This window comes from Pseudomonas sp. 25 R 14, from assembly GCF_900004755.1.
In the GTDB taxonomy this organism is placed as follows: domain Bacteria; phylum Pseudomonadota; class Gammaproteobacteria; order Pseudomonadales; family Pseudomonadaceae; genus Aquipseudomonas; species Aquipseudomonas brenneri.
Map to the genome: position 1 here is coordinate 87,226 of NZ_CVTS01000069.1, position 24,812 is coordinate 112,037.

Genomic DNA, 24,812 nt, shown 5'->3' on the forward strand with positions numbered 1-24,812 from the left:
TTAGCGGTGCAGGACGTACTGCCCGGTAAACGCCACCGCCTGTTCTTCACTGCCCTCATTGACAATCCACGTCTGCAACGCCAGCCGCGCCCGGCCATGGCGTTTGTAGGTCGCCAAAAAGCGCTTCCACACCTTGTCCTCCGGGGCCTGGCAAATCGCCGTGGCATCCTGGGTGACAGGCAGCGGGTAGCTGATCTGCCCTTCCTGGATCACGATGTGCCCGTCTTCGATCCCTTCCTCGCGCAATTGCAGGTGCAGCCAGCCCCAACCCGCCAGCACGGCGCCGCAGTACAGGCTGCCGCCGAACATGGTGCTCTTGTGGTTGATATTGGCTTGCAAGGGTAAGTGCAGGCGCAGTTGCCGATCCTGCCAGTCGAGTACCTTGAGGCCCATCTCCCGGGTCAGGGGGATGTCATGGTGCAGAATGGATTCCAGGTAACGGCTATCGCGGCTCATGGCGGTCTCTTGGCGGGTGGGAAAGGTCATTCGTCATCGGCGTGCTGGTTACCGCTGTCGGCAAAGTTCAGCCCATGCTTGCGCAGCTTGTCATGCAGGGTTTTGCGCGGCACCCCGAGGGCTTCGGCCAGGCTGCGCATGGAGCTGTGAGGGCGACCGAGTTCGGCGGCGATCAAGGCTTTTTCAAAGTGTTCGACTTGCTCACTCAAGCCTCCGGTAGACATCGGCACACCGGGCGCCGGCCCGTCCGGTGCGCTGTCCAGGGCCAATTCCAGGCCAAGGGCGAAGCGTTCGGCGACGTTTTGCAGTTCGCGCACGTTGCCGGGCCAGTTATGGCGCAGCAGCATTGCCCGTTGGCCGGGTTGCAACTCATGCAGCGGCAGGCCGTGGCGGCTGCTGGCCTCGTCGGCGAAGTGCTGGAACAGCATCAAGGCATCTTCGCCACGCTCACGCAGGGGTGGAATGCGCAGTGGCGCGACATTCAGGCGGTAGTACAAGTCCGCACGAAAGCGGCCCTGGTCGGCGGACTGGCGCAGGTCTTCCTTGGTGGCGGCGATGATGCGGATATCCAGCGGGATCTGCTGATTACCCCCCAGGCGCTCGACCACACGCTCCTGCAACAGGCGCAGCAACTTGACCTGCACATCCAGGCTCATGCTCTCGATTTCATCGAGGAACAAGGTCCCGCCGTTGGCAAATTCGAACTTGCCGATCCGCCGCTTCTGCGCCCCGGTAAATGCTCCCGGTTCATGGCCGAACAGTTCGCTTTCCACCACGGACTCAGCCAGCGCCCCGGCGTTGATGGCAACGAAGGGCCCGGTGCGGCGGTTCGACAGGTCGTGCAGGGCGCGCGCCACCACTTCCTTGCCGGCCCCGGTTTCACCGAGGATCAGCACATCGGCGCGGGTCGCCGCCAGCGCACCTATCTGCTCGCGCAGGCGCAGCATTGGCGCCGATTGGCCCACCAGGCGCGTGCTCAGTTGCTGGCGATCGCTCAGGGCCAGGCGCAGGCTGCGGTTGTCCAGCACCAGTCGGCGCAGGGCCAGGGCGCGGCGTACGCTGTCGAGCAGGGCGTCGCTGGCAAAGGGTTTTTCGAGGAAATCATAGGCGCCGGCGCGCATCGCCTGCACCGCCAGTGGCACATCGCCGTGGCCGGTGATCAGCAGCACCGGCAACTCCGGATCCTGGCCGTGGAGTTCGGCGAGCAGCTCCAGGCCGTCCATGCCGGGCATGCGAATGTCGCTGACCACCACCCCCGGCCAGTCGCGCGACAGCTGCGCCGTAAGGCCGGTGGCTTCGCCAAGGGGCAGGACTTTCAGCCCGGCCAGGTCCAGGGTCTGGCACAGGGCCTGACGCAGGTGTGGATCATCGTCGATCAACACCACCTGAATCTGGTTATCGATACTCATACACTGCGGTCCTCGGACGGTTGCAGACTGACGCCGGGTGCTCCGGCGCGCAGTTTCAAGGTTATCAGTGCGCCGCCTTCCTTGTGGTTGGCGAACAACAGTTCACCACCAAAGGCACGCATCAGGGTGTCACAGATGGCCAGGCCCAACCCCAGGCCCTGAGTGCGGGTCTTGGTGGTGTAGAAGGGTTCGCCGGCGCGGCCCAGGGCCTCCATGCAGAACCCCGGCCCGTTGTCGCGGATGTACAGGTTGACGCCCTGTTCGGTGGATTCGGCACTCAGCCACAGTTTGCGCGGCGGACCTTTTTCGGTCAGGGCGTCCAGGGCATTGGCCAGCAGGTTGCCCAGCACTTGGCGCAAGCGGGTTTCCCCGGCTTCTACCCACAAGGATGCCTCTGGCAAGTCGCGGATCAGCTCCACTTCCATGGAGCGCCGGCGCTTGGCCAGCAACGCCAGTGCATCGTCCAGGGCCGGCTGCAGGGCCACGCTTTCCGGGGCATGGCGGTCGCGGCGGGCAAACGCGCGCAAATGCGCGATGATCGAGGCCATGCGCCCGGTCAGTTCGCTGATCAGCTTGAGATTGCCCCGGGCATCGTCGGTGCGCTGGTGGTCGAGGAGAATCTCGGCGTTTTCCGCGTAACTGCGGATGGCCGCCAGGGGTTGGTTGAGTTCATGGCTGATACTGGCCGACATGGTGCCCAGCGCCGACAGTTTGCCGGCCTGCACCAGATCGTCCTGGGCGCGCACCAGTTCCTGCTGGGCATTTTCGCGCTCCAGCACTTCCTGGCGCAGGCGGCGGTTGAGGCCTTCGAGGTCGCTGGTCCGTTCAGCCACGCGCATTTCCAGCTCGCGCCGGGCCTTGGCTTCAAAGGCAATGCGTTCCAGGTAATGACGCCTGCGCTGCATCATCAGGCCCAGCAGCAGCATCAGCACTAGCAAGGTCGCGCCGCCGACCGCGACTACCGTGCGTACAGGGCGATCGATCAAGGTGCGCGGAGCGAGGATTTCCACATTCCAGCCGGTTTCGGCGATTTCGGTGGATTGGCGCAGCCAGGCGCTGGAGCTGAAATTCAGGGGCTGCGGATCGCGGGTCGGGTAGGGCTGGATCGCGATGATGGCCTGGCGCTCGGCCTCGGTCAGTGGCCGGGTGGTGCGAAAACGCCATTGTGGGCGTGAGGTCAGGATCACCACGCCATTGTGGTCGGTGACCAGCAATTGCTCGGGGGTCTGGCCCCAGAGGCTTTCGGTGTGGTCCAGGTCGACCTTGACCACCAGCACGCCGATCACATGCTCGTCTTCGCGGACTGCGGCGGCGAAGAAATACCCGCGCTTGGCCGAAGTGGTCCCCAGGCCGAAGAAACGACCCAGGCGCCCGGCCATGGCCTCACTGAAGTAAGGCCGAAAAGAAAAGTTGCGGCCGACGAAGCTGTCTTGTTTGTCCCAGTTCGAGGCGGCCAGGGTCTTGCCGCGAGTGTCCATCAGGTACATCACTTCCACGCCCGCCTGGGCCGCTACCTGCTTGAGCAATTGGTTGGCGGCGACCAGGTTGGTACTGACGTGGGGCGCTGCCAGGGCGGTGCGCAGGGCCGGCAGGTCGCCGAGGATTTGCGGCAACACTTCGTAGCGGTGCAGGGTACCCAGCAGGTTGGCGACGTACAGGTCGAGGGTCTGGCGGTTCTGCCCGGCCAGCTCGCTGCGGTAGTAACGCTCGGCCAGATGCTCCAGCGGCCACAGCAGTGGCGCCAGGCACAATGCCAGCAAGGCCAGGCTGCGCCAGCGGGGTCTGCGTGGAAGGGGTGGAGTCATGTAAGTCTGCGCCTGTGGGTACAGGCGCATTATGCCTAGTGCTGCTGTGCAAGACACTCGCGCAATGCTTCGCGCCACTGCGGTTGGCTAACGTGCCAGTGTTGTTGCAGGCGGCTGCAATCGAGGCGCGAGTTCAACGGGCGTTTGGCGGGCGTTGGGTACTCACTGGCGCGAATCCCTTCCAGCGCGGCGCATGCCTTGCCTTCGGCCAGCAGTTGCTCGCCGATGGCCTGGGCAAAGCCGAACCATGAGGTTTCGCCCTGGGCTGTCAGGTGATACACGCCCCAGTCCCCGGCCTGGCCAGCCTGCCAGCGCTCGATCAGGGCGCGGGTGCTGTTGGCGATGGTCCCGGCCCAGGTCGGCGCGCCAATCTGGTCGGCGACGATACGCATGTGAGGTTTTTCCTGGAGCAGACGCTGCATGGTCAGCAGGAAATTCTTGCCGTGGCTCGAATACACCCAACTGGTGCGCAGGATCAGGTACTGACCACCCACTGCCGCGATGGCCTGTTCGCCCGCCAGTTTGCTCGCGCCGTAGACACCCAACGGGTTGGGAGCATCGTCTTCGGTGTAGGGCGCAGGCTTGCTGCCGTCGAACACGTAGTCGGTGGAGTAGTGGATCAGCGGGGTGCCCAAGGCCTTGGCTTCTTCGGCCAGGATACCGGGCGCCGTGGCATTGATCGCGAAGGCCACATCGGGCTCGTTCTCGGCCTGATCGACAGCGGTATGCGCCGCCGCGTTGATGATCAACCCGGGGCGATGGCTGCGTACCTGTTGGCGGATCTGCTCGGGGTTGGCCAGGTCGAGCTGGTCGCGACCGAGCACGACTAACTCCCCCAGGCCCTGGAGCCGCTGTTGCAGCTCGCGGGAAACCTGGCCGTGTTGGCCGGTGATGAGGATTTTCAAGGCGCTGCTCATGGGAATAGGTCGGCTTCCAGCAGGGGCTTGCCGTGCTGATCCTTGGCAGACAGTTGTGGCGGCTCGGTCAGTTGCCAGTCAATGGCCAGTGTTGGGTCATTCCACACAATGCAGCGCTCGGCACTTGGCTGGTAATAGTCGGTGGTTTTGTAGAGAAACTCGGCGAAGTCGCTCAACACCACGAAGCCATGGGCGAACCCTTCGGGTACCCACAGTTGACGATGATTCTGCGCGGACAGGCGCACGCCCACCCATTGGCCGAAATTCGGTGAATTGCGGCGGATGTCGACCGCCACGTCCAACACTTCACCTGCGCTGACGCGCACCAGTTTGCCCTGGGTGTGTTCCAACTGGTAATGCAGGCCGCGCAACACGCCTTTCTGTGAGCGGGAATGGTTGTCCTGGACAAAATTGCGCGTAAGGCCAGTCGCCTCTGCAAATGCGCGGGCGTTGAAACTCTCGTAGAAAAAACCGCGTTCATCACCAAACACCTTGGGTTCGATGATCAATACGCCGGGCAAGGTGGTTTCGACGATATTCACCGGGGCTCTCCCGCCAGGGCAAACAGGTACTGTCCATAGCCGGTTTTGCCAAAATACGTCGCCCGTGCGAGCAAATGCTCGCGGTCGATCCAGCCGCTCTGGTAGGCGATTTCTTCCAGGCACGCCACTTTCAAACCCTGGCGGTGCTCGATGGTTTGTACATATTGCGAGGCTTCCAGCAGGCTGTCGTGGGTACCGGTGTCGAGCCAGGCGAAGCCGCGACCGAAGCGCTCAACCTGAAGGTCGCCTCGTTGCAGGTAGGCGTTGTTGACGTCGGTGATCTCCAGTTCGCCGCGTGGTGATGGCTTGATCGATTTGGCAATCTGGATCACGTCGTTGTCGTAGAAGTACAGGCCCGTTACGGCATAGCTGGATTTGGGTTTGAGTGGCTTTTCTTCGATAGACAGCGCGCGGCCTTCGCTATCGAAATCGATCACGCCAAAGCGCTCCGGGTCTTTGACCCAGTAGCCGAATACCGTGGCGCCTTTGCCGCGCTTGACGGCGCTGTGCAATTGTTGGCTGAAGCTCTGGCCGTGGAAGATGTTGTCGCCCAGAATCAGGCACACGGGATCATTGCCGATAAACGCTTCACCAATCAGGAACGCCTGGGCCAGGCCGTCAGGGCTGGGCTGTTCGGCATAGCTGAAGGTGACCCCGAACTGGCTGCCGTCTCCCAGCAGATTGCGGTATTGCGGCAGGTCCGCGGGGGTCGAGATCACCAGGATTTCCTTGATCCCAGCCAGCATCAGCACCGAGATCGGGTAGTAGATCATCGGTTTGTCATAGACTGGCAACAACTGCTTGGACACGCCCAGGGTAATGGGGTGCAGGCGTGTACCAGAGCCGCCGGCCAATACAATTCCCTTCATCATGCGATCAGATCCTTTAGGTCGGTGTTGCCCAGTCGTTGTCCTTGATAGCTGCCGTCCTGGACCCTGCGGCACCACTCCAGGTTATCCAGATACCACTGAACGGTCTTGCGCAGGCCGGTTTTGAAGGTTTCTTCAGGAACCCAACCCAATTCGCGCTCGATCTTGCTGGCATCGATAGCGTAGCGCTGGTCGTGGCCTGGACGATCCTTGACGAAAGTGATCAGGTCGCTGAACTGGGCAACGCCGGCCGGGCGCTGTGGCGCCAGCTCTTCGAGCAGTGCGCAGATGCCACGCACCACGTCGATGTTCTTCTGCTCGTTGTGCCCGCCGATGTTGTAGGTCTCGCCCACCACACCTTCGGTGACCACTTTGAGCAGCGCACGAGCGTGGTCTTCGACAAACAACCAGTCGCGCACTTGCAGGCCGTCGCCGTACACCGGCAGGGCTTTGCCTGCCAGGGCATTGAGGATCACCAGCGGGATGAGTTTCTCGGGGAAGTGGAACGGCCCGTAGTTGTTCGAGCAGTTGGTCAGCAGCACCGGCAAGCCGTAGGTGCGCTGCCAGGCACGGACCAGGTGGTCGGACGCCGCCTTGCTGGCGGAGTAAGGCGAGCTTGGCGCGTAAGGCGTGGTTTCGGTGAACAGGTCATCTACACCATGCAAGTCGCCATACACTTCGTCGGTGGAAATGTGATGGAAACGGAAGGCGCTCTTGGCCGGCTCTGCCAACTGTTGCCAGTAGGCGCGAGTGGCTTCAAGCAGGCTGTAGGTGCCGACGATGTTGGTCTGGATAAAATCCGACGGGCCATCGATGGAGCGGTCGACATGGGACTCGGCCGCCAGGTGCATGATGGCCTGGGGCTGGAAGCGTGCCAGCACTGCGCTGACGGTGGCCTGGTCGATGATATCGGCCTGGACGAACTCATAACGGGTGTTGGTTGCGATGCTGGTCAGCGACTCAAGATTACCGGCATAGGTCAGTTTGTCGAGGTTGAGCACTTCATGCCCGGTGTGTTGAATCAAGTGCCGGATCAGAGCGGAACCGATAAATCCTGCACCGCCGGTAATGAGAATGCGCATGTCAGAAGCCCTTTTCCTTAGACAGACATAAAGCGAATGGAGCATAGCTTGTGTTGTGGCGCAGGCCGGTGCAAGGGCGCGTGGTCAGATTGCTGGCTTGGCTGTCGCCCAGGGGGTTGCGCAACCCCCGTAAACAATGGCGATATAAGCGCCAGATAAAAAACCAGGGGCTGTCAGATGTTGCTCGATACATTGATCCACCGCGCCAGTTTGCCGTGCCCACAGGTCGGACCTGGGCAAGCCTTGCAGTTGCTTGAGCAGCATTACGGCCTCGGTGGCACGCTGCAGTCCCTGGGCAGCCAGCAAGATCTCAATTACCGGGTCGACAGTGATCGTGGGCGCTTCGTCCTGAAAATCTGCCGTGGCGAGTACGCGGCCATCGAGTTGCACGCCCAGCATGCGGCCCTGGCGCACTTGCAGGCACACGCCAGCGTCCGAGTGCCCAAGGTCATCAGCACCCTCGCCGGCGAACAACTGTTGAGTCTGACGGTTGCCGGGCAGGCCGTGCATCTGCGGCTGCTGGACTATATCGACGGCCAGCCGCTGACCCACCTGCCGCACCTGGATCGTGGGGTGATCGAAGGTTTCGGCCGGCTATGCGGGCAGATGAGCCAGGCATTGGCTGGCTTCACCCATGCGGGGCTTGCGCGCACCCTGCAATGGGACCCGCGCCACGCGCTGGAGCTGATCAGGCATTTATTGTCGACACTCGACAACGTGCCCCAGCGCGCGGCCCTGGAGCGGGTCGCGGTACAGGTCGAGCAGCACCTGCGCCCCTTGGCGGATCAATTGCCCTGGCAGGCCGCGCACATGGACATCACCGATGACAATGTGATGTGGCAGCGCGATACCCAGCAGCATTGGCAGGTGCAGGGCGTTATCGATTTCGGTGACTTGGTGCACACCTGGCGGATTGCTGATATGTCGGTGACTTGCGCCGCGCTACTGCACCACGCCGAAGGTGACCCGTTTGCGATCCTGCCGGCGATCCAGGCCTATCACGCGCTGACTCCGTTGCAACCGCAAGAGTTGCAGGCGTTGTGGCCGCTGATTGTGGCCCGCGCGGCGGTCCTGGTGTTGAGCAGTGAACAGCAACAGCGCCTGGACCCGGATAACACCTACCTGTTGAAGAATGCCGAGCACGAGTGGGAAATATTCCAGGTTGCCCTCTCGGTACCCTTCGAACTGATGGAAGCGGCGATCCTGGCGTGCGTCGGTACAAGCCTGGCGCCGCTGGCCAGCGAAGGGTTTGCCCCGCTGCTACCGAGCCTGGTGGGGCGCGAATTCGCACTGATCGACCTGGGCGTGCTCAGTCCGCATTTCGAGGCGGGAAACTGGGAAACCCCCGGCATCGACCAACATCTATTACAGCAAGCGGCAGCGGTCCATGGCCTGGCGGCCAGCCGTTATGGTCAATATCGGCTGTCCCGCACGCTGCCTGACTGCGCGACCGAACCCGAGACCTTCGCGCTGCACGTCGAACTGCATGCGCCCCAAGGCACTGCCGTACAAGCACCGTTTGCCGGCACCCTGCGCAGCACGACCGATGGCGGCTTATGTGTGCACAGCGCGGAACTGAATGTACGACTCTGGGGGGTGAAACCCGCGTTGCAACCCGGTGCAGCGGTGCTCAAGGGCCAGGTCCTGGGTGAGGCTGGCGGGCCATTACGGGTGCAGTTGTGCCGCGTCGATCTTGAGCCGCCGTTGTTCTGCACGCCATCGCGCGCTGCGGCCTGGCAGGCGCTGTGCCCGTCCCCGGCGACGTTGCTGGGCCTTGCCTGTGACGCTGAGCCGGAGCTGGATCCAGACGCCTTGCTGGCCCGGCGCGATGCCAGCTTCGCCCGCTCGCAAAAGCACTATTACGTTGACCCGCCGCGCATCGAGCGCGGCTGGCGCAATCATCTGATCGATATGCAGGGCCGTTCCTATCTGGACATGCTCAACAATGTCGCGGTGCTGGGCCACGGCCATCCGCGCATGGCACAGGTGGCAGCACGGCAGTGGTCGTTGCTCAACACCAACTCGCGTTTTCATTACGCCGCGATTGCCGAGTTTTCCGAGCGGCTGCTGGCGCTGGCGCCGGATTCCATGGACCGCGTATTCCTGGTCAACAGTGGTACCGAAGCCAACGACCTGGCGATCCGCCTGGCCTGGGCCTACAGCGGCGGGCGCGACATGCTCAGCGTGCTGGAGGCCTATCACGGCTGGTCGGTGGCGGCGGATGCGGTGTCCACCTCGATCGCCGACAACCCCCAGGCCTTGAGCAGCCGGCCGGACTGGGTGCATCCCGTGACCGCGCCCAACACTTATCGAGGCGAATTCCGCGGCCCGCACAGTGCACCGGATTATGTGCGCAGCGTCGAGCACAACCTGGCGAAGATCGCCGCCAGCAAGCGCCAACTGGCGGGTTTTATCTGCGAGCCGGTGTATGGCAATGCGGGCGGTATCTCCCTGCCGCCAGGCTATTTGCAGCAGGTGTATGCCCTGGTTCGCGCCCGGGGTGGGGTATGTATCGCCGATGAAGTGCAGGTCGGCTATGGCCGCATGGGGCATTTCTTCTGGGGTTTTGAAGAGCAGGGCGTGGTGCCGGACATCATCACCATGGCCAAGGGCATGGGCAACGGCCAGCCTCTGGGCGCGGTGATCACCCGCCGGGAAATCGCCGAAGCGCTGGAGGCTGAGGGCTACTTCTTCTCGTCTTCGGGCGGCAGTCCAGTCAGTTGCCGGATTGGCATGGCGGTGCTGGACGTGATGGATGAGGAAAAACTCTGGGAAAACGCCCAAGTGGTCGGCGGGCATTTCAAGGTGCGGCTGGAGGCGTTGATCGCACGGCATCCGCTGGTGGGGGCGGTGCATGGCTCGGGTTTCTATCTGGGGTTGGAGCTGGTGCGGGATCGGCAGACCCTGGAGCCAGCGACGCAAGAGACCGCGAAGTTGTGTGATCGCCTGCGCGAGCTGGGGATTTTCATGCAGCCGACGGGGGACTACCTGAACATCCTCAAGATCAAACCGCCGATGGTGACGTCCAGACGCAGTGTGGATTTCTTTGTCGACATGCTGTCGAAGGTGTTGGATGAAGGGCTGTAGACCCCTTTCAATGACTTGAAATGAGATCAACACTGTTGATTGGATTTCAATTTTAAATTCGATTGTTATCGGGAATATTTTGTATTTTTTCGATAGATGGAGATCGGTCAGCTTTAAAAGCCGATTTTTATCCGTTATAAAGTCGTCCAGCATTCCCCTTTCTGTCATCGGCCATGGTTATCCTGGCCGCTGACCACCGCCCAGGAGATGATTCATGAGCCGTATCGTTACCGTCGCCGCTACCCAGATGGCTTGTTCCTGGGATCTTGAAGCCAACATCGAGACCGCTGAAAAGCTGGTCCGTGAGGCCGCCGCCAAAGGCGCGCAGATCATCCTGATCCAGGAACTGTTCGAGAGCCCGTACTTCTGCCAGAAGCCGAACCCGGACTACCTGCAACTGGCGACCTCGGTGGCCGACAACGTGGCCATCAAGCACTTCCAGAAAATCGCCAAGGAACTGCAAGTGGTCCTGCCGATCAGCTTCTTCGAGCTGGCCGGCCGTGCGCGCTTCAACAGCATCGCGATCATTGATGCCGATGGCTCCAACCTCGGGATTTATCGTAAAAGCCACATCCCGGATGGCCCTGGCTACCACGAAAAGTACTACTTCAACCCGGGCGATACCGGCTTCAAAGTGTGGAACACCCGCTACGCGAAAATCGGCGTGGGCATCTGCTGGGACCAGTGGTTCCCGGAATGTGCCCGCAGCATGGCGCTGCAAGGCGCAGAAATCCTGTTCTACCCGACCGCCATCGGCAGCGAGCCACACGACAAGAGCATTTCCTCCCGTGACCACTGGCAGCGCGTGCAGCAAGGTCATGCCGGCGCCAACCTGATGCCGCTGATCGCCAGCAACCGTATCGGCAACGAAGAGCAGGACGGCTACGACATCGACTTCTACGGCTCGTCGTTCATTGCCAACCAGTTCGGCGAAAAAGTCCAAGAGCTCAACGAAACCGAAGAAGGCATCCTGGTGCACAGCTTCGACCTCGATGAGCTTGAACACATCCGCAGCGCGTGGGGCTCGTTCCGTGATCGTCGGCCGAACCTGTACGGCGCACTCAAGACCCTCGACGGTTCCCTGGAGTCCTGATCGCCATGACCACTTTGCACAGCACGCCTCGCGCTGACGGCTTCCATATGCCAGCCGAGTGGGCACCCCAGACCCAGGCCTGGATGATCTGGCCCGAGCGCCCGGACAACTGGCGCCTGGGCGGCAAGCCAGCGCAGGCGGCCCATGTGGCGGTGGCCAAGGCCATTGCGCGCTTTGAGCCGGTGACGGTCGCGGTGTCGGCCGGCCAGTACGAAAACGCCCGGGCGCGCCTGGATGTGCCGAATATTCGCGTGGTGGAGATGTCCAGCGACGACGCGTGGGTACGCGACAGCGGGCCGACCTTCGTGATCAATGACCAGGGTGAAGTCCGTGGCGTGAACTGGGACTTCAATGCCTGGGGCGGGTTTGACGGTGGCTTGTATGCGCCGTGGAACCGCGACTCCCAGGTGGGCGGCAAGATCCTTGAGATCGAGCGCAGCCCGCGTTATCGCACCGAGGGGTTTGTGCTCGAAGGTGGTTCGATTCACGTCGACGGTGAAGGCACGCTGATCACCACCGAGGAATGTCTGCTCAACCGCAATCGCAACCCGCATCTGGATCGTGGGCAAATCGAAGCGGTACTCAGCGCCAACCTGGCGGTGGATAAGATCATCTGGCTGCCCGACGGTCTGTTCAACGACGAAACCGACGGCCATGTGGATAACTTCTGCTGCTACGTGCGTCCGGGTGAAGTGTTGCTGGCCTGGACCGATGACTCGCAAGACCCGAACTATGTGCGCTGCCATGCCGCCATGGACGTGCTGCAAAACAGCACTGACGCCAAGGGGCGCGCGTTTATCGTGCATAAAATGCCGATTCCGGGGCCGTTGTATGCGACCGAGGAAGAGTGCGCCGGGGTTGACCCGGTGGACGGTTCCCAGGAGCGTAATCCGACCGTGCGGTTGGCCGCCTCCTACGTCAACTTCCTGATCGTCAACGGCGGCATCGTCGCGCCGAGCTTTGATGACCCGCTGGATGAACGCGCCCGGGAAATCCTCCAGGGTCTGTTCCCGCAACATGAAGTGGTGATGGTGCCAGGTCGTGAACTGTTACTGGGCGGCGGCAATATCCATTGCCTGACCCAACAACAGCCCGCACCGCACAAAATCTGAGTGCAGTTGTAACAGCCGATTTCCCGGGAAAGCGGCTGCTTGCCAGCCAGTGCACTTGGCAGTAACAGCAAGCCCATGGCCCATCAGGGCCGTGGGCTTTTTTGTGCCTGGCGTCCGATAACCCGGGCTTATTGGCACAGCTCTGTATCGGCGCTGTGACAGTGATCGGGGTTTGTGACTGCGCAGTTCTGTCATAAACCTTGAGTAAGTTAGCCGCTCAAGCAGTAGGAGAGAGCGCTGAAATGAACGCCGATATCAACCTGGTCTATAAACGCGCGCCCCATCCCCTGGCAGTACGGGGCGACGCGATTCACGCGCTGGCACTCTGGTTGAAGGCCAACGGCTCGCGCCGGATCAGGCAGGCTGACCCGCGGCGGGTGATGAGTGAGCGTTATCCAGCGGGGTTGTTCAGCGAGGATGAAATGCAGGTGTTGTGCGAGTTGATACAGAACTGACGGGCACTGACTATCCAAATGTGGGAGCAAGCTCGCTCCCACATGAACCGCATGTGGCTTAGAAGTTATAGGTCCCAGTGACCACCAGGCTACGCGGGTCACCGAACTGGATCTGGTTGGCGCTGGTCGCCGACGCGTAGTACGTCTTGTCGCTGATGTTGTTCAGTGCTGCTTTCACATCCCATTCCTTGTGCCGGAACCCGGCCAGGGCGTCCCAGCGGCCATAGCCCGGCAATACAACGGTGTTGGCGTTGTCGGCATAACGCTCGCCCACCAGGGTCAGGCCGGTTTCGGCGTACCAGCCCATTTCCGGTTTCCAGGTGACGAACAGACTGGCGTTGCGCTTGGCCACGTCGCTGATGCGTTTGCCTTCAAAGCCGTTGTTGTCTTTGACGACCTTGGCATCCTGCACACCGACGCCGCCGCGTACATACCAGTTGCCGACGATTTTGCCGGTGGTGGTCAGCTCGATCCCTCGGGAGCGTTGCTCGCCGCTGAGCAGGGTGACGAGCGGGTTCTCCGGGTCGCGGGTGCGGCGGTTGTACAGCTCCAGTTCATAGACGGCGAGGGTGGTGCTCAGGCGGTCGTCGAGCCAGTCGCTCTTGACTCCGATTTCCTTTTGTTTGGTCAGCTCGGGGCTCAGGTCGTTGGCATTGCCGGCCGCATTCGGGGTGATGCCGATCAGGCCGCCACCGGTGGGGGAAAACGTCTTGCTCCACGATGCATAGAACGAGTGGTTCTCCACCGGCGTCCACACCACGCCCAGCCGTGGGCTGGTGTTGTGGCTGTCGACCTTTCGCCGAGCGTTGGTGACCTTGCTGGTGGTGTCCACTTCGAAGCGGTCGTAGCGCAGGCCGGCGAGCACTTGCCATTGGTCGTTCAGGCGCAGTTGGTCCTGCACGTACAGGCCCTGGCTTTCGACTTCGGTGTGGTTATTGCTGGAAACAAACATCGGCCCGGTATGGCTCAGATGGCGATTGGGGTGCTTGAGATCCAGGCTGGGGACCGCTTGGCCGCCGTCCTTGACGGCCGTTGAGGTCGACAGTTTAGGGTCACGGCGCTGGCTGCCCAGCTCAATGCCGGTCAGCAGGCGATGCTCCAGGCCAAAGGTGTTGAAGCCGCCTTCAAGCTCGACGTTGTTGAACACATTGCGGGTCGTCAGGTCCTGCTGCCAGCGCTGGCGCCCGACGGTGTTGGTCTTGGCGTCGTAGCCGGTCAGGTAGGTGTTGTCGAAGTCACTGTCGAGTTTGAACACGCCCAGGGTGTGGCGCAGTTGCCAACTGTCGTTGAGCTCATAGGCGAGCTTGGAGCGCAGCGATTGGGTGGTGTCGTCGATGTAGTCGCGCGGGTCGCCGTAGGTGGTGTCGCGGCTCACATCGGCCGGGCGTCCACGCACACCAGGGATGCCACGGTCCGGGGTGCGGTCGTAGCGGCTGTATTCGTATTGCACCAGCCAGTTCAATTGCGGGGTCAGTTGCCAGCTCATCGACGGTGCGAACAGTTTACGGTTGCCGCTGATGTTGTCGCGCAAGCTGTCGGTGTCCTCGTTCCCCATGTTCAGCCGCAGGCTGATGTTGTCCGTCGGGTCGGCGCTCAAGTCGGTGTACAGGCTGCGCGTCCCGTTTGTGCCGCCCTGGGCTTCGATACTGGAAGCACGCCCGGCCTGGGGCAGCTTGCTGACGCGGTTGACGATCCCGCCCTGGCCACCACGCCCGTACAGCACTGCGGCTGGGCCTTTGAGCACGTCGATGCGCTCGATGTTGTGCAGGTCGCGCACGTATTGGCTGTCGTCACGGATGCCATCGAGGTAGAAGTCGCTGCTGGCTTCGAAGCCGCGGATACGCAGGCTGTCGAAGCGGGTATCGGCGCCGCTGCTGACGTTGGGGATACCACTCAAGGCCTGGCCCAGATCGTTGGTGCCGTAGGCGCGCAGGTTCTCGGTCTTCACCGAGTCGATCGCCTGGGGTACGTAGCGCACCGGCGTGGCCGTGCGCGTGGCGGTGTTGGTGTTTTTGACGCGCGGATCGTCCTCGTCAGCTTCTGCACTGATGGAGGTAGCGGGCAGTGTCGTCGCGGCGCCGGCAAATCCGGCGCACAGCAGTGCAGAAAGCCCAAGGGTCATGGGCGTCAGGCGAGAGGCAGGCATTAAGGGGGTGCATCCGTAAGAGGGAGGGAAAAATTGCGCGCGAATGATAATGCTTGCCATTTGCTGGCGTGATTTATTCTTGTGCTGTTGGCGCGAATAAATATTTCTAAATATTTCTGCGTGTTTTTATGGGTTTTTTTGTCGCATCGGAAAATGCGTTACCCGCCAGCGCTTATTCACGTTATGAGTCGGCTGAGCGTCTATAACGCGTAAATAGTGGCCAAATAATATTGCTTAGACTTTTTTCGCCTAAATTCAGACGATTCACTAAATTGACACGTGGTTCAGGGCACGGATAGGATTCGCCTCAACGCCTGTGGCTAACCGCCATGACTTCTCTATAAAAAAATGGCCCGCGGCATGTTCGGTCGTCCGCGGGCCTTTTTTTATCCGGGGAAAGTCGATACCAAAAAATCCAAACGGAGCCAGGTGTCACAGCGCGTACTCAACCAGTAATAAGGAATAAAAAAATGTTGAAGCAACGGATGGGTCTGATCGCTCTGGGGATTTTGAGCGCTACTCAGGCAATGGCAAACGACCAGGAGCAATCCAAGGGCTTCGTGGAAGACAGCCACCTGAACATCGCGGCGCGTAATGCGTATATCAGCCGCGATTACAAAGACGGCGGTAAAGATAAAGCCGAATGGGGCCAGGGCTTCATCGGTAAGTTCGAATCCGGCTTCACCCAAGGCACCGTCGGTGTGGGTGTGGACGTGATTGGCCAATACGCCATTCGTCTGGATGGTGGTAAAGGTCGCAGCGGCGCTGGTGGCATCAACTTCTTCAAACAAGGCGACAGCGGCGCAGCACCACACGACCTGGCCAAGGGCGGCGCAGCCGTCAAGGCTCGTATCTCCAACACTGTGCTGAAGTACGGTGACCAGATGCCAGCCGTGCCGGTCCTGCAGTACGACAACTCCCGTCTGTTGTCGGAAACCTACACCGGTACCTCGATCGTCTCCAAAGAGATCAAAGGTCTGGAGCTGCAAGGTGGTTACTTCACCAAGGAAGCCCAAAAAGGCGCCGAAGGCACCGACAGTGGCAACCTGAAAAACATCGCCTACCTGGGCGGTAGCTACAAGTTCACCGAAAGCCTGTCGGCCGCGCTGTACGCATCCGACATGGAAGACGTGCTGAAAAAGCAATACGTCAACGTCAACTATGTGCTGGCCCTGCCACAAGAGCAGTCGCTGACGTTTGACTTCAACGGCTACAAGACCAAGCTGGACAAGAGCTTCGCCCAGCTGACCCAGGGTGATGCTGACGCTCGTGACAACAAAATCTGGAGCCTGGGTGCCACTTGGGCCTTCGGTCCGCACAGCCTGACCCTGGCTCACCAGCGCAGTTCCGGTGATACCGGCTACATGTACGGCGGCTATCGTAACAACACCAAGGGCAGCGGCATTGGCGACGGTGGTAACACCATCCTGCTGGCCAACTCCTACTGGTCTGACTTCAACGCTAAAGACGAGCGCTCCTGGCAGGTCGGCTACGGCATTGACTTCAGCACCTTCGGCGTACCGGGCCTGACTTACAACATCGCTTACGTGCGCGGCACCAACATCGACGACGGTAGCAACCGTGGCGATGGCACCGAGCGTGAAATCTTCAACCAGTTCAAGTACGTGGTACAGAGCGGCCCGGCTAAAGACCTGAGCCTGCGTGCCCGTGCCTCCTGGTTGCGTGTTTCGACCAACGCCAACAACTACAACGTTGGCGGCAACGAAATCCGTCTGTTCGCCGACTACCCGATCAACGTGTTCTAAGATCGCGCGTCGTGCCTGATACCAGGCCATAAAAAACCCCGACGTGTCGGGGTTTTTTTATGGCTGCCTGAAACCTACGCCTTTACCTGCGCCAGTTTCTGGCAGTTAGCCTTGCGCGCCGGGTACTGCCCGCATTTGCGCAACACACTCTGCACCTGCTGGGCATTCTGCAATTGCTGGCTAGCCAGCAGCTTTTCGGTGATGAACAGCTCTTCCGAGCCCAAGTTGCGTTCGGCCTTGTCGATCATCGCCAGCGCCGCCTTGCCGTCGCCGCGCTTGAGGTAATAGCTGATCATCAAGTCATAGGTCGAAGGCCCGGCCAGGGACCAGTCCTTGATCGCCTGCAACTCCTTCAACGCCTCGGCATTTCTGCCCTGGGCCAGGCGCACGGCGTAGGCGGTGCGGCGGATGTTCGGCTGGTCCTTGACCGGTGAACCCAAGGCGCGGCGGATAAACGCATCGGCCTCGGGCACCTTGTTTTTTGCCAGGGCGGCGGTGGCGGCGTAGGCGTCCTTGTAGCCCTGCATCGCCTTGGCCACGGGGGCTGCGTCACGCACCTTTGGCCAGCTCTGCTTATTGACCCGGGCGCGGCGCTCCTTGGGGTATTCGCGTTGCAGGTATTGACGCAGCTCGGTGTCACGGTCCAGCGCAGACATGTGGGAGCGGTTGAAGTATTGGCTGGTGGCGCTGATGGTGGTGTTCAGGCCGTCTTTGACCAACACATCCAACTCTTTGGTAAAGCGGTCGAGGTTGAACTGCTGCAACGAGTCTTGCATCGCGTTCTTGCGGGCGGTGAGAAAACCCGTCAGCAGCGGCTTCTGCTTGCCCTGGAAATCATTCAGGCGCTCCAGGCTGTGGGTGGCCGCGCGGGGGGCGTAGCCGGCACGAATCATCAGGTCGGTGCCGAGCAGATCTGCCTGGTCTTCCTGGCTGCGGCCCCAGGCGGTGCTCCACACATTGTCGGAAAAACTATTGGCCAGCGAGGTATACAACACGGTGTTGCCGATGGTTTTTTGCGTGCCGGCCGGGTCCTTGCTGAACAGCTTCATGGTGCCCGAACTGCGATCCACCCCGGTGTTGGCCGCCACTGTTGCCAGGGCCACGGTGGAGGCCACGGTGGTGAACATTTCTTTCTGCTGCTGGAAGGCGGCGGCGCGGTCATGGTGATGCAGCAACACATGGCTCATTTCATGGCCGAGCATGGCGGCGATTTCATCTTCACTGCCGACGTTTTCCAGCATGCCCAGCGGCACGAAAATATTGCCGTAGGGATCCGCCGATGGGCCGAAGCTGTAGCTGTCGGTGATCTTCACCTGCAACAGCGGCAACTCCCCCGGCCAGCCCTTGGACAGGCGCATGACGATGCCCTGCAAGTACACCTGCAACATCGGGATATCCACCAGGTTCTGCTGGCGCGCCTCGGCGGCAGGCACGGTGCGGCCGTCGTAACTCAAGCGCTGCTGGCCCGCGCGTTGCGGGTCGAGCTTGTAGTACTGGCGCACTTCGCTGTTATCCACGTAGTGGCCCTGGACCTGCGACTGGGTCGACGACCCCACCAGGTTCAGAAACGCCTGGTCCGCACCCTTCAAGGTGGCGCAACCGCTGAGCAATGCGCTGGCCAGCAATAGATATCCCTTCACCGCGATACTCCTTTATTGACTGCAACCGGCGCCGTAGCCGAGGGTGGATTTGTTGTGCGTGTCGCTGGCCAGGCTCTGGGGCATTTGTTGGCACGGCAGGCTCATGACATTCAGTGGCGGTTCGATTCGCAGGTCCCGGGTGTCCAGCCAGACTTTCTGCCCAGCCAATTCCACCAGCACCAGTTCCAGGTCCGTGTTGAGCTGCAACACCTGAACCGGTTGCTTGGGTGTGTCTTTGCGGGCGATTTCTCGCTGCAGCTTGCCTTGCTCGTCCACCACCTCCACCGGGTCGGCCAGGAACTCCTTGATGACGTGGGTTTCGGCCAGCACGCCCTGGCTGTAGAGCGCGGCGAGTAGCACGATGAGGATTCTGTTCATCCTTGGTTTCCTTGAGTGAGACGACATGGTGGCGCCCTTCAGTGGCCACGGTCGAAGAAGGCTTCGATCCGCTCGCTGAACAGCGCCAATGACAGCAAAACAATACCCAGCACGTTGACCAGGGTGATGTGGTTCAGATACAGCACGCCGCACACCGCCAGCAGCATCAGCATCACCAAGCCCCACGACCAGTAGGGTGAGGTGAAGAAGCGGACTTCTTGAGCGTGCCAGCGCGTCCAGCTCGGTAAGCCGGCCAAGCGCCGTGCATGCAGGGCCTTGAGCACGAGAATCAACGCCAGCAGCCCCAGCTCCAGCAGGTCCACCCAGTGCAGGTTGAAACCGGGGAAATTGGCCGGCTCGCGGTCGTAATCCATGCCCTTGTAGATCAGGTTGTCCAGGGCCATGGCATGCAGATACACCCCGGGAATCAGCCCGTGCACGGGGGACTGCACCAGGTCGCCGGTGGACGTGATACTGGCCCCGACCATCACCAGGCGGTCGCGCAACAACCCGGCCACCAGTGCCTGATCCTCTGGCGAACTGACCTCCAGATCGCTAGCCGACAGGGTCAGGCTATAAGGGCAGCGGGCCTGGGCCGAGTCGTCGAGTTTCCAGAACACCGCCTGGAAAAACTGCGCCACCCAATCCAGCACAAAATTGCGCGGCGGTGCGCAGTGACGGATATCCGAGATCTGCGCCTGCTCGGGTGCCAGTTTCAAGCCCCACTGCACGGCGATCGGCTGCCGTTGCGCAGCCGCCTCGGCATCCGCGGGCAGATCTGCACACGGCCGGTCCTTGCAGAACTGGCGGTACAGTGCCAGGGCCGGCGTCTCCATCACCCCCAACGCCGTCGGCATCGCCAAGGGGTACTTGTCATCCACCCCCGACCACATCACCAGCCCGGGCTGAGTGAATGCGGCAAATTGTTCGAGAGTATTGGCTTGCCCATTCTTGCCCCGCGTCACCCCGGTATTGGCCAGCAACAAGGGAATGCCCCGGTGCTGATAGCGCTCGAACACATTCGCCAACAACTGACTGCCGCGCGTCGGGTCGCCGAGGGAGTGATCGTGGCTGTACAACAAATCCACAAACACCGCCTTGGGCTTGTAGGCCAGCAGGCGCTTGAATAACTTGCTCTGCTCGCTATACGGCATCGGCCATGAGGTGTTGTTACGCATCAGGTAGGCGTCATCGATCAACACCACGGCGATGTGCTGCTGGCCGGTGCTGGGGTAATTGCTGGAAAACATCCGGTTAAGCCACTGGGCGGATGCCTTGTCACTGGAGCTTGCCAGGCCGAAGGGATCGAGCACCGCCAGCAACACGATAAAAAACCCGAGCAAATAGCGGCGACGATTGAACAGCGGGGGGTTGTTCGACATCCATGTCTCAATAAAAAACGGCGGGTGCTGTGACGGGGCAGGGTTTCCCGCATGAACGCAGCGAATGCATGGGTTTTAAAGGACGGGGAGGGGGGTGTCAATTAGAAATGTGGCTAAGTGCCATCTCGCGCCCATCGCCTACGGCAGCAATCGGGGCGTGGCTGGTGAGGGCCGACGCCATTTCACCAACCCCACCGCGAGGGCAGACAGAATCAGCGCAATCGAGATTCCCTCGTTCAAGCCCACCCGGTGCCCAAGCAACAGCATGGAGCCGCTGACACCAAACACCGGGATCAGCAACGACAGCGGCGCCACCTTGGAAACCGGGTACTCGCGCAGCAACAGATTCCAGCCCCAGTAACAAAAGTGCGTGGCCGCATAGACCTGAAACAGCAGCGAGCACACCGTCAGCCACTCCACATGCGTCACCAGCTCATTGAACGGCGCCGATCCATGGGCCAGCCAGGTCAATAGCAGCAACGGAATCGGCGGGAACAGACTGGCCCACACCACAAAGGCAAACATCTCTCGCACTTTTGATTGCTTGATGATGACGTTGCCCACACTCCAACTGAACGCGCTTACTAGCAACAGGCCGTAACCCAGCGTGGTCGCTTCGCCTGGACTGCTGGCGATAATGCCGATCAGTCCTACAGCCGCCAGCCCCACCCCGAGGATCTGTCCGACGCTCAGTTGCTCGCGAAACAACAACACCCCCCAACCCAGGGTGAAAAATGCGCTGAACTGGATCAGCAAGGCCGCGGTGCCTGGCGGCACTCCCAGTTCAATCCCCAGGTTGATCAAGGCCCACATCGCCACCCCGAAAATCAAGCCATAGGCCACCAGCCACTTCATCGCAATAGCCGGGCGCCGCACAAAAAATACCCACGGCAACGCCGCCAGGGTAAAACGCAACGCGGTCAGCAACAGCGGATCGATCCCCACCAACCCCAGTTTGGTAATCGGAAAATTCAGCCCCCAGACAGCCGTCACCAACACGGCCAGGGCCAGATGCTTCTTTTGCATGGTGTTCTGATTCCACAAAACAGCGCCGGCGCTTGAGTACGCCAGCCAAGGCGCAACTATGCGTAATAGGCGTGATGGCTCGCTTGCACTATCAGGTCATAAATCATTAAATTCGGGCCATGCGCGAAACTGACATCGACCCCTACGAAAACACCCCCCGCGACGCCGTGGTCACGGCCAACGACTATCGCGATGGCCAGCACTTTGCGCTACACACCCATCAACGCGGGCAGTTTGCCTACGCCGCCTGCGGCGTTATTACCGTCTTCACCCAACAAGGCAACTGGGTCGTGCCGCCACTTCGCGCCATCTGGGTCCCGGCAGGTGTGGCCCATGAAATGAGCATGAGCGGCCCGGTGACCATGCTCAACACCTACATCCGCACCCCCGCTGCAACCCGGCTCAACCTGCCCACGCAGTGCCAGGTGTTCGGCGTATCGACCTTATTGCGAGAACTGCTGACCCGCGCCGTCGACCTTCCGCCGCTGTACGAAAAGGAGCACCGCGAAGGCCATCTGATGACCTTGCTACTCGACGAAATAGCCGCCATGCGCGCCCTCTCACTCAATGCCCCAATCCCCAACGACCCCCGCCTGGCCCACATCTGCCGCAACCTGCTGCAACAACCATCCCTGGAAACCGGCATCGACGACATGACCCAACGCCTCGGCATGAGCCGCCGCACCTTTACCCGCTTGTTTCGACAGCAGACGGGTATCAGCTTTGTGGAGTGGCGCCAGCAGGCGTGCCTGTTGGCGGCGGTGGTGAGGTTAGGGAATGGCGAGTCGGTCACGCGGGTGGCGATTGATTTGGGGTATAGCAGTTCGAGTGCGTTTACGAGTGTTTTCAGGCGGGTGTTGGGGGAGGTGCCGAGTCGGTATTTTTTGAATAGGTTGGGTTGAGGTGGGGCGGGTTGAGTTTGGGTGCTGGTCAGCAGGCCGCCCGGCCGGACGTTAGGTATTGAAGCCAGAAGAGGTGGAGACAGGTCGGCTGTTTGACTAGGCTCGATGCGCAGCACGAAAGCCCGGCCCGCTGCGCAGCAAGGGAAACGTACTACTCCAAACTGCGTGGAGCTGAATTTGGATTGAGACTGGTAACCAGCGGCCAAACGGTCTTGCCTTCGGGCATGATAGGTTCATAGCGAAATCTGTAGGAACTCATCCCCTTCAACACCATCTGATCGACGGAATTATTGCCCGAACTTTCGAGAAGCTCGATTTCAGGTACTAAGGACCCCTTGGTGTACTTCATCGCGAACCAAACTGGCTTGAGAGCAGGGCCCCGCCTTACTTCCAAGGGCAGACTGTTTTCTACCTGGAGTATCTTCATTTGACTGTAGGCAGTCACTCCCTTGAGCCAGCGTGCGTTGAAGTCTTCTATCTGCTCGGGGGTTAATGTCACACCTTTGGCGCGTAGCCGGTGCATACCTTCGCTGCTGCTTCGCAGATATAGCGCCATTGCCCCGTTAAGATCCTGGGGCCCTCCAATCCCTTCCTCCATGAATTTGGCCAACTTCGTTTTGCTATCAGAAACAGAAATAGACCGCTGGTAAAGGGCTCTTGCCTTCACATAGTCGGATGTCTCACCAATACCCTCCTCCGCCATGCGGCCAAGGTTGTGATAACCCGCTTCGTCCACATTCGCTATTGATTGAAAGAGCGCCCTGGCTTTCGGTATATCTTGCGGCACACCCGTGCCGCTCTCGTACATAAGGGCAAGTACGTTTTTGCAATAGAGGTCTCCGTCATCGCTTTGCGCGCGGATGTACTCGACATGCTCACTGGGGATGGGGGGGTGATCCAATGATTTCGAGCAACGTATGCTTGCGTAGGGGTCGCCCGGTGATCCTGGCCCGGTGTTTGTGCATCCGGCGACCAAAGCAGTAAATGTCAGTAAAAGAGCAGCTTTACGCATGGCTTGCTTCCGTTCAACGCGCTAATGAGGTCAGATTATTGCGGCGATATTGGCATGGTGCCCTACTATTCGGTCAAGCACGCAAACCTCCAGCCGGAGACGTTAGGGATTGAAGCCCGAAGGGAGTGAAAAGGGGGCGGATTTATTTTCACCAGCGCCTGCCCTGAAATTTGCTAGTGAGCTGACAGCAGCATCAACCGTCGAAATGAAGTGGTGGCGCGGGGCCTCGTAATTCAGGTGTGGACACATTGTGGACGTTTTGGAAAAGGAGACCGATTTATTCTCGGCCTCAATCTGGAGGCATCCCGCACGTCAGGTGCCGGGACGGAGCTAAGCAATGGCGAGGAGAGGACGGTGAAGAGGATGCCCACGGCGAGTGGAGAAGAAGGGTACGCTCAAAACCCCAAACCCCAGAAACAACAAAGCCCCCACATTTCTGTGGAGGCTTCGTTTTGTATGGTGCCGGCACCAGGAGTCGAACCCGGGACCTACTGATTACAAGTCAGTTGCTCTACCAACTGAGCTATACCGGCGTGTTAGGGCGACGATTATAGCGATTGGAAAGGTTCTGTAAACCCCTGAATTCTGACTATTTTTCAGATCGCGGTTTTTCCGCTGCCGGCTGCGCTTTCCAGCGGATTCGTGGGGGTGAGATCCTGCTGTGGCAGCGGACAAATACTCGCCATTAATTTGACCATTTACCGTTCGTCGAAATGGATCCAATAGAAAACACCAAATTAATGACACTCTCATGCTCCTGTCCCACACTGCCTAAACAACAAGTGCACCTAAAAGGTGCCGTGACAAGGGAGGATGGTCTGTGAGCCAGGACGACAAACGTTTTGCAACGAATACTGCCCGTCATGATCAGCAGATGACGTCGACGCTGCAGTTCTTCGAAGATACCCCCATCGCAGATGCGCCCTGCGCCGCTGAACAACCCCAGCCAATCGCTTTGCCAGCCTGCCATGCGCGGGTTGTGGTGTTGGCGTCGGTCAATGGCGGGGTGGGGCGCAGCACTCTGGCGGCGCTGTTGGGCAGTGGCTTGCAACGATTGGGGCGTGCGGTGACGGTCCTGGAGCTGGACCCGCAAAACGCCCTGCGCCTGCACTTTGGCCTGCCTCAGGACACCCCGGGCATCGGCCGCGCCAGTCTGTGCAATCAACCGTGGGATTACCTCGTCCAGCCCGGTTTCGCTGGCTGTCGGGTGCTGGTTTTTGGCGAGACCGACCTGCAACAGCAGGAGGACTTGCAGCGCTGGCTCAAGCAGGACCCGGATTGGCTGGCGCAACACCTGTCGCGCCTGGGCTTGAGTGAGCAGGACATGGTCATCATCGACACCCCCGCCGGCAATAACGTTTACCTGCACCAGGCGTTGCATGTCGCCAATAGCGTGGTGGTGGTTGCCCTGGCGGACGCGGCGTCGCTGGGTGCGCTGGAGCAAATGCAGCGCTTGCTGGCGCCGTACCTTGCGCGGCCGTCGGCCCCGCGTTGCCACGTGTTCGTCAACCAACTGGATGAAGGCAGCGCCTTCAGCCTGGATATGGTGGAGGTCTTCAAGCAGCGCCTTGGGGAAAACGCTCTGGAAGTGATCCATCGCGACCCGCTGATCAGTGAGGCACTGGCCTTTGGCGAGGACCCGCTGGACAGCGAGGCGGTGAGCATGGCCTGTGACGATATCCATGGGCTGTGCCAGCGATTGGATGGTGCTTGAACCGCGTCTTATACGGTTA

The 24,812-nt window shown here is 60.6% G+C and carries 20 protein-coding genes and 1 tRNA gene; 7 read left to right on the forward strand and 14 right to left on the reverse strand.

Annotated elements, in window-relative coordinates; translation table 11 throughout:
- From BFQ03_RS28025 to rfbB, 7 genes are read right to left on the reverse strand one after another with little or no spacing between them, the layout of a single operon-like run.
- On the reverse strand, positions 1-456 hold the full coding sequence (locus BFQ03_RS28025; RefSeq protein WP_032856598.1) for a thioesterase domain-containing protein: 456 nt from the start codon (positions 454-456) through the stop codon (positions 1-3).
- Between the two features lie 26 nt (positions 457-482).
- On the reverse strand, positions 483-1,865 hold the full coding sequence (locus tag BFQ03_RS28030; RefSeq protein WP_032856599.1) for a sigma-54-dependent transcriptional regulator: 1,383 nt from the start codon (positions 1,863-1,865) through the stop codon (positions 483-485).
- Positions 1,862-3,670, reverse strand: coding sequence for a sensor histidine kinase (locus BFQ03_RS28035; RefSeq protein WP_032856624.1), 1,809 nt, complete (start codon positions 3,668-3,670; stop codon positions 1,862-1,864). The genes BFQ03_RS28030 and BFQ03_RS28035 overlap by 4 nt, the downstream gene beginning before the upstream one ends.
- 35 nt (positions 3,671-3,705) lie before the next feature.
- Positions 3,706-4,587 (reverse strand): dTDP-4-dehydrorhamnose reductase, encoded by an 882-nt coding sequence (gene rfbD / locus BFQ03_RS28040; protein ID WP_065944488.1) that lies wholly within the window; start codon positions 4,585-4,587, stop codon positions 3,706-3,708.
- Positions 4,584-5,129 (reverse strand): dTDP-4-dehydrorhamnose 3,5-epimerase, encoded by a 546-nt coding sequence (rfbC, locus tag BFQ03_RS28045; RefSeq protein WP_065944489.1) that lies wholly within the window; start codon positions 5,127-5,129, stop codon positions 4,584-4,586. The genes rfbD and rfbC overlap by 4 nt, the downstream gene beginning before the upstream one ends.
- Positions 5,126-6,001: a glucose-1-phosphate thymidylyltransferase RfbA gene (gene rfbA, locus BFQ03_RS28050; protein WP_065944490.1), complete on the reverse strand. Its 876-nt coding sequence runs from the start codon at positions 5,999-6,001 to the stop codon at positions 5,126-5,128. The genes rfbC and rfbA overlap by 4 nt, the downstream gene beginning before the upstream one ends.
- Positions 5,998-7,080: a dTDP-glucose 4,6-dehydratase gene (gene rfbB / locus BFQ03_RS28055; RefSeq protein ID WP_065944491.1), complete on the reverse strand. Its 1,083-nt coding sequence runs from the start codon at positions 7,078-7,080 to the stop codon at positions 5,998-6,000. The genes rfbA and rfbB overlap by 4 nt, the downstream gene beginning before the upstream one ends.
- Positions 7,081-7,257: 177 nt before the next feature.
- Between rfbB and BFQ03_RS28060 the strand changes: the two genes are divergently transcribed.
- The 4 genes from BFQ03_RS28060 to BFQ03_RS28075 all read left to right on the forward strand — a co-directional run bounded on the left by BFQ03_RS28060 (position 7,258) and on the right by BFQ03_RS28075 (position 12,827).
- Positions 7,258-10,167 (forward strand): aminotransferase, encoded by a 2,910-nt coding sequence (locus BFQ03_RS28060; RefSeq protein WP_065944492.1) that lies wholly within the window; start codon positions 7,258-7,260, stop codon positions 10,165-10,167.
- 214 nt (positions 10,168-10,381) lie between these two features.
- Positions 10,382-11,260: an N-carbamoylputrescine amidase gene (gene aguB / locus BFQ03_RS28065; RefSeq protein WP_065944493.1), complete on the forward strand. Its 879-nt coding sequence runs from the start codon at positions 10,382-10,384 to the stop codon at positions 11,258-11,260.
- A 5-nt stretch (positions 11,261-11,265) separates the two neighbouring features.
- Positions 11,266-12,372: an agmatine deiminase gene (aguA, locus tag BFQ03_RS28070; RefSeq protein ID WP_065944494.1), complete on the forward strand. Its 1,107-nt coding sequence runs from the start codon at positions 11,266-11,268 to the stop codon at positions 12,370-12,372.
- A 242-nt stretch (positions 12,373-12,614) separates the two neighbouring features.
- Positions 12,615-12,827 carry a hypothetical protein gene (locus BFQ03_RS28075; RefSeq protein ID WP_065944495.1) on the forward strand — a complete coding sequence of 71 codons (213 nt, stop codon included), beginning with the start codon at positions 12,615-12,617 and terminating at the stop codon, positions 12,825-12,827.
- 58 nt (positions 12,828-12,885) lie between these two features.
- On the opposite strand, the gene BFQ03_RS28080 is transcribed toward BFQ03_RS28075, so the two are convergent.
- Positions 12,886-14,973, reverse strand: coding sequence for a TonB-dependent receptor (locus BFQ03_RS28080; RefSeq protein ID WP_065944496.1), 2,088 nt, complete (start codon positions 14,971-14,973; stop codon positions 12,886-12,888).
- 470 nt (positions 14,974-15,443) lie between these two features.
- Here BFQ03_RS28080 and BFQ03_RS28085 point away from each other — a divergent pair, with 470 nt between their 5' ends.
- Positions 15,444-16,739, forward strand: a complete 1,296-nt coding sequence (locus BFQ03_RS28085; protein ID WP_065944497.1) for an OprD family porin — start codon at positions 15,444-15,446, stop codon at positions 16,737-16,739.
- A gap of 74 nt (positions 16,740-16,813) precedes the next feature.
- On the opposite strand, the gene BFQ03_RS28090 is transcribed toward BFQ03_RS28085, so the two are convergent.
- The 4 genes from BFQ03_RS28090 to BFQ03_RS28105 form a co-directional block, all read right to left on the reverse strand.
- Complete coding sequence (locus BFQ03_RS28090; protein ID WP_065944498.1) at positions 16,814-18,379, reverse strand: M48 family metallopeptidase; 1,566 nt, start codon at positions 18,377-18,379, stop codon at positions 16,814-16,816.
- A 12-nt stretch (positions 18,380-18,391) separates the two neighbouring features.
- A complete protein-coding gene (locus BFQ03_RS28095) occupies positions 18,392-18,757 on the reverse strand; it encodes a hypothetical protein (RefSeq protein WP_032856610.1) in 366 nt (121 codons plus the stop codon).
- 38 nt (positions 18,758-18,795) lie between these two features.
- Positions 18,796-20,139: a CHASE2 domain-containing protein gene (locus BFQ03_RS28100; protein ID WP_032856611.1), complete on the reverse strand. Its 1,344-nt coding sequence runs from the start codon at positions 20,137-20,139 to the stop codon at positions 18,796-18,798.
- Between the two features lie 138 nt (positions 20,140-20,277).
- Positions 20,278-21,165, reverse strand: coding sequence for an EamA family transporter (locus BFQ03_RS28105; protein ID WP_032856612.1), 888 nt, complete (start codon positions 21,163-21,165; stop codon positions 20,278-20,280).
- Between the two features lie 119 nt (positions 21,166-21,284).
- Here BFQ03_RS28105 and BFQ03_RS28110 point away from each other — a divergent pair, with 119 nt between their 5' ends.
- On the forward strand, positions 21,285-22,067 hold the full coding sequence (locus tag BFQ03_RS28110; RefSeq protein WP_065944499.1) for an AraC family transcriptional regulator: 783 nt from the start codon (positions 21,285-21,287) through the stop codon (positions 22,065-22,067).
- A 151-nt stretch (positions 22,068-22,218) separates the two neighbouring features.
- Here BFQ03_RS28110 and BFQ03_RS28115 read toward each other — a convergent pair whose 3' ends face one another.
- Positions 22,219-23,079 carry a tetratricopeptide repeat protein gene (locus BFQ03_RS28115; RefSeq protein WP_065944500.1) on the reverse strand — a complete coding sequence of 287 codons (861 nt, stop codon included), beginning with the start codon at positions 23,077-23,079 and terminating at the stop codon, positions 22,219-22,221.
- Between the two features lie 457 nt (positions 23,080-23,536).
- Positions 23,537-23,612 (reverse strand) — tRNA-Thr (locus BFQ03_RS28120).
- 341 nt (positions 23,613-23,953) lie between these two features.
- On the opposite strand from BFQ03_RS28120, the gene bcsQ reads away from it, so the two are divergent.
- Positions 23,954-24,793, forward strand: a complete 840-nt coding sequence (bcsQ, locus tag BFQ03_RS28125) for a cellulose biosynthesis protein BcsQ (RefSeq protein ID WP_083204932.1) — start codon at positions 23,954-23,956, stop codon at positions 24,791-24,793.
- The last annotated feature ends 19 nt before the right edge of the window (positions 24,794-24,812 follow it).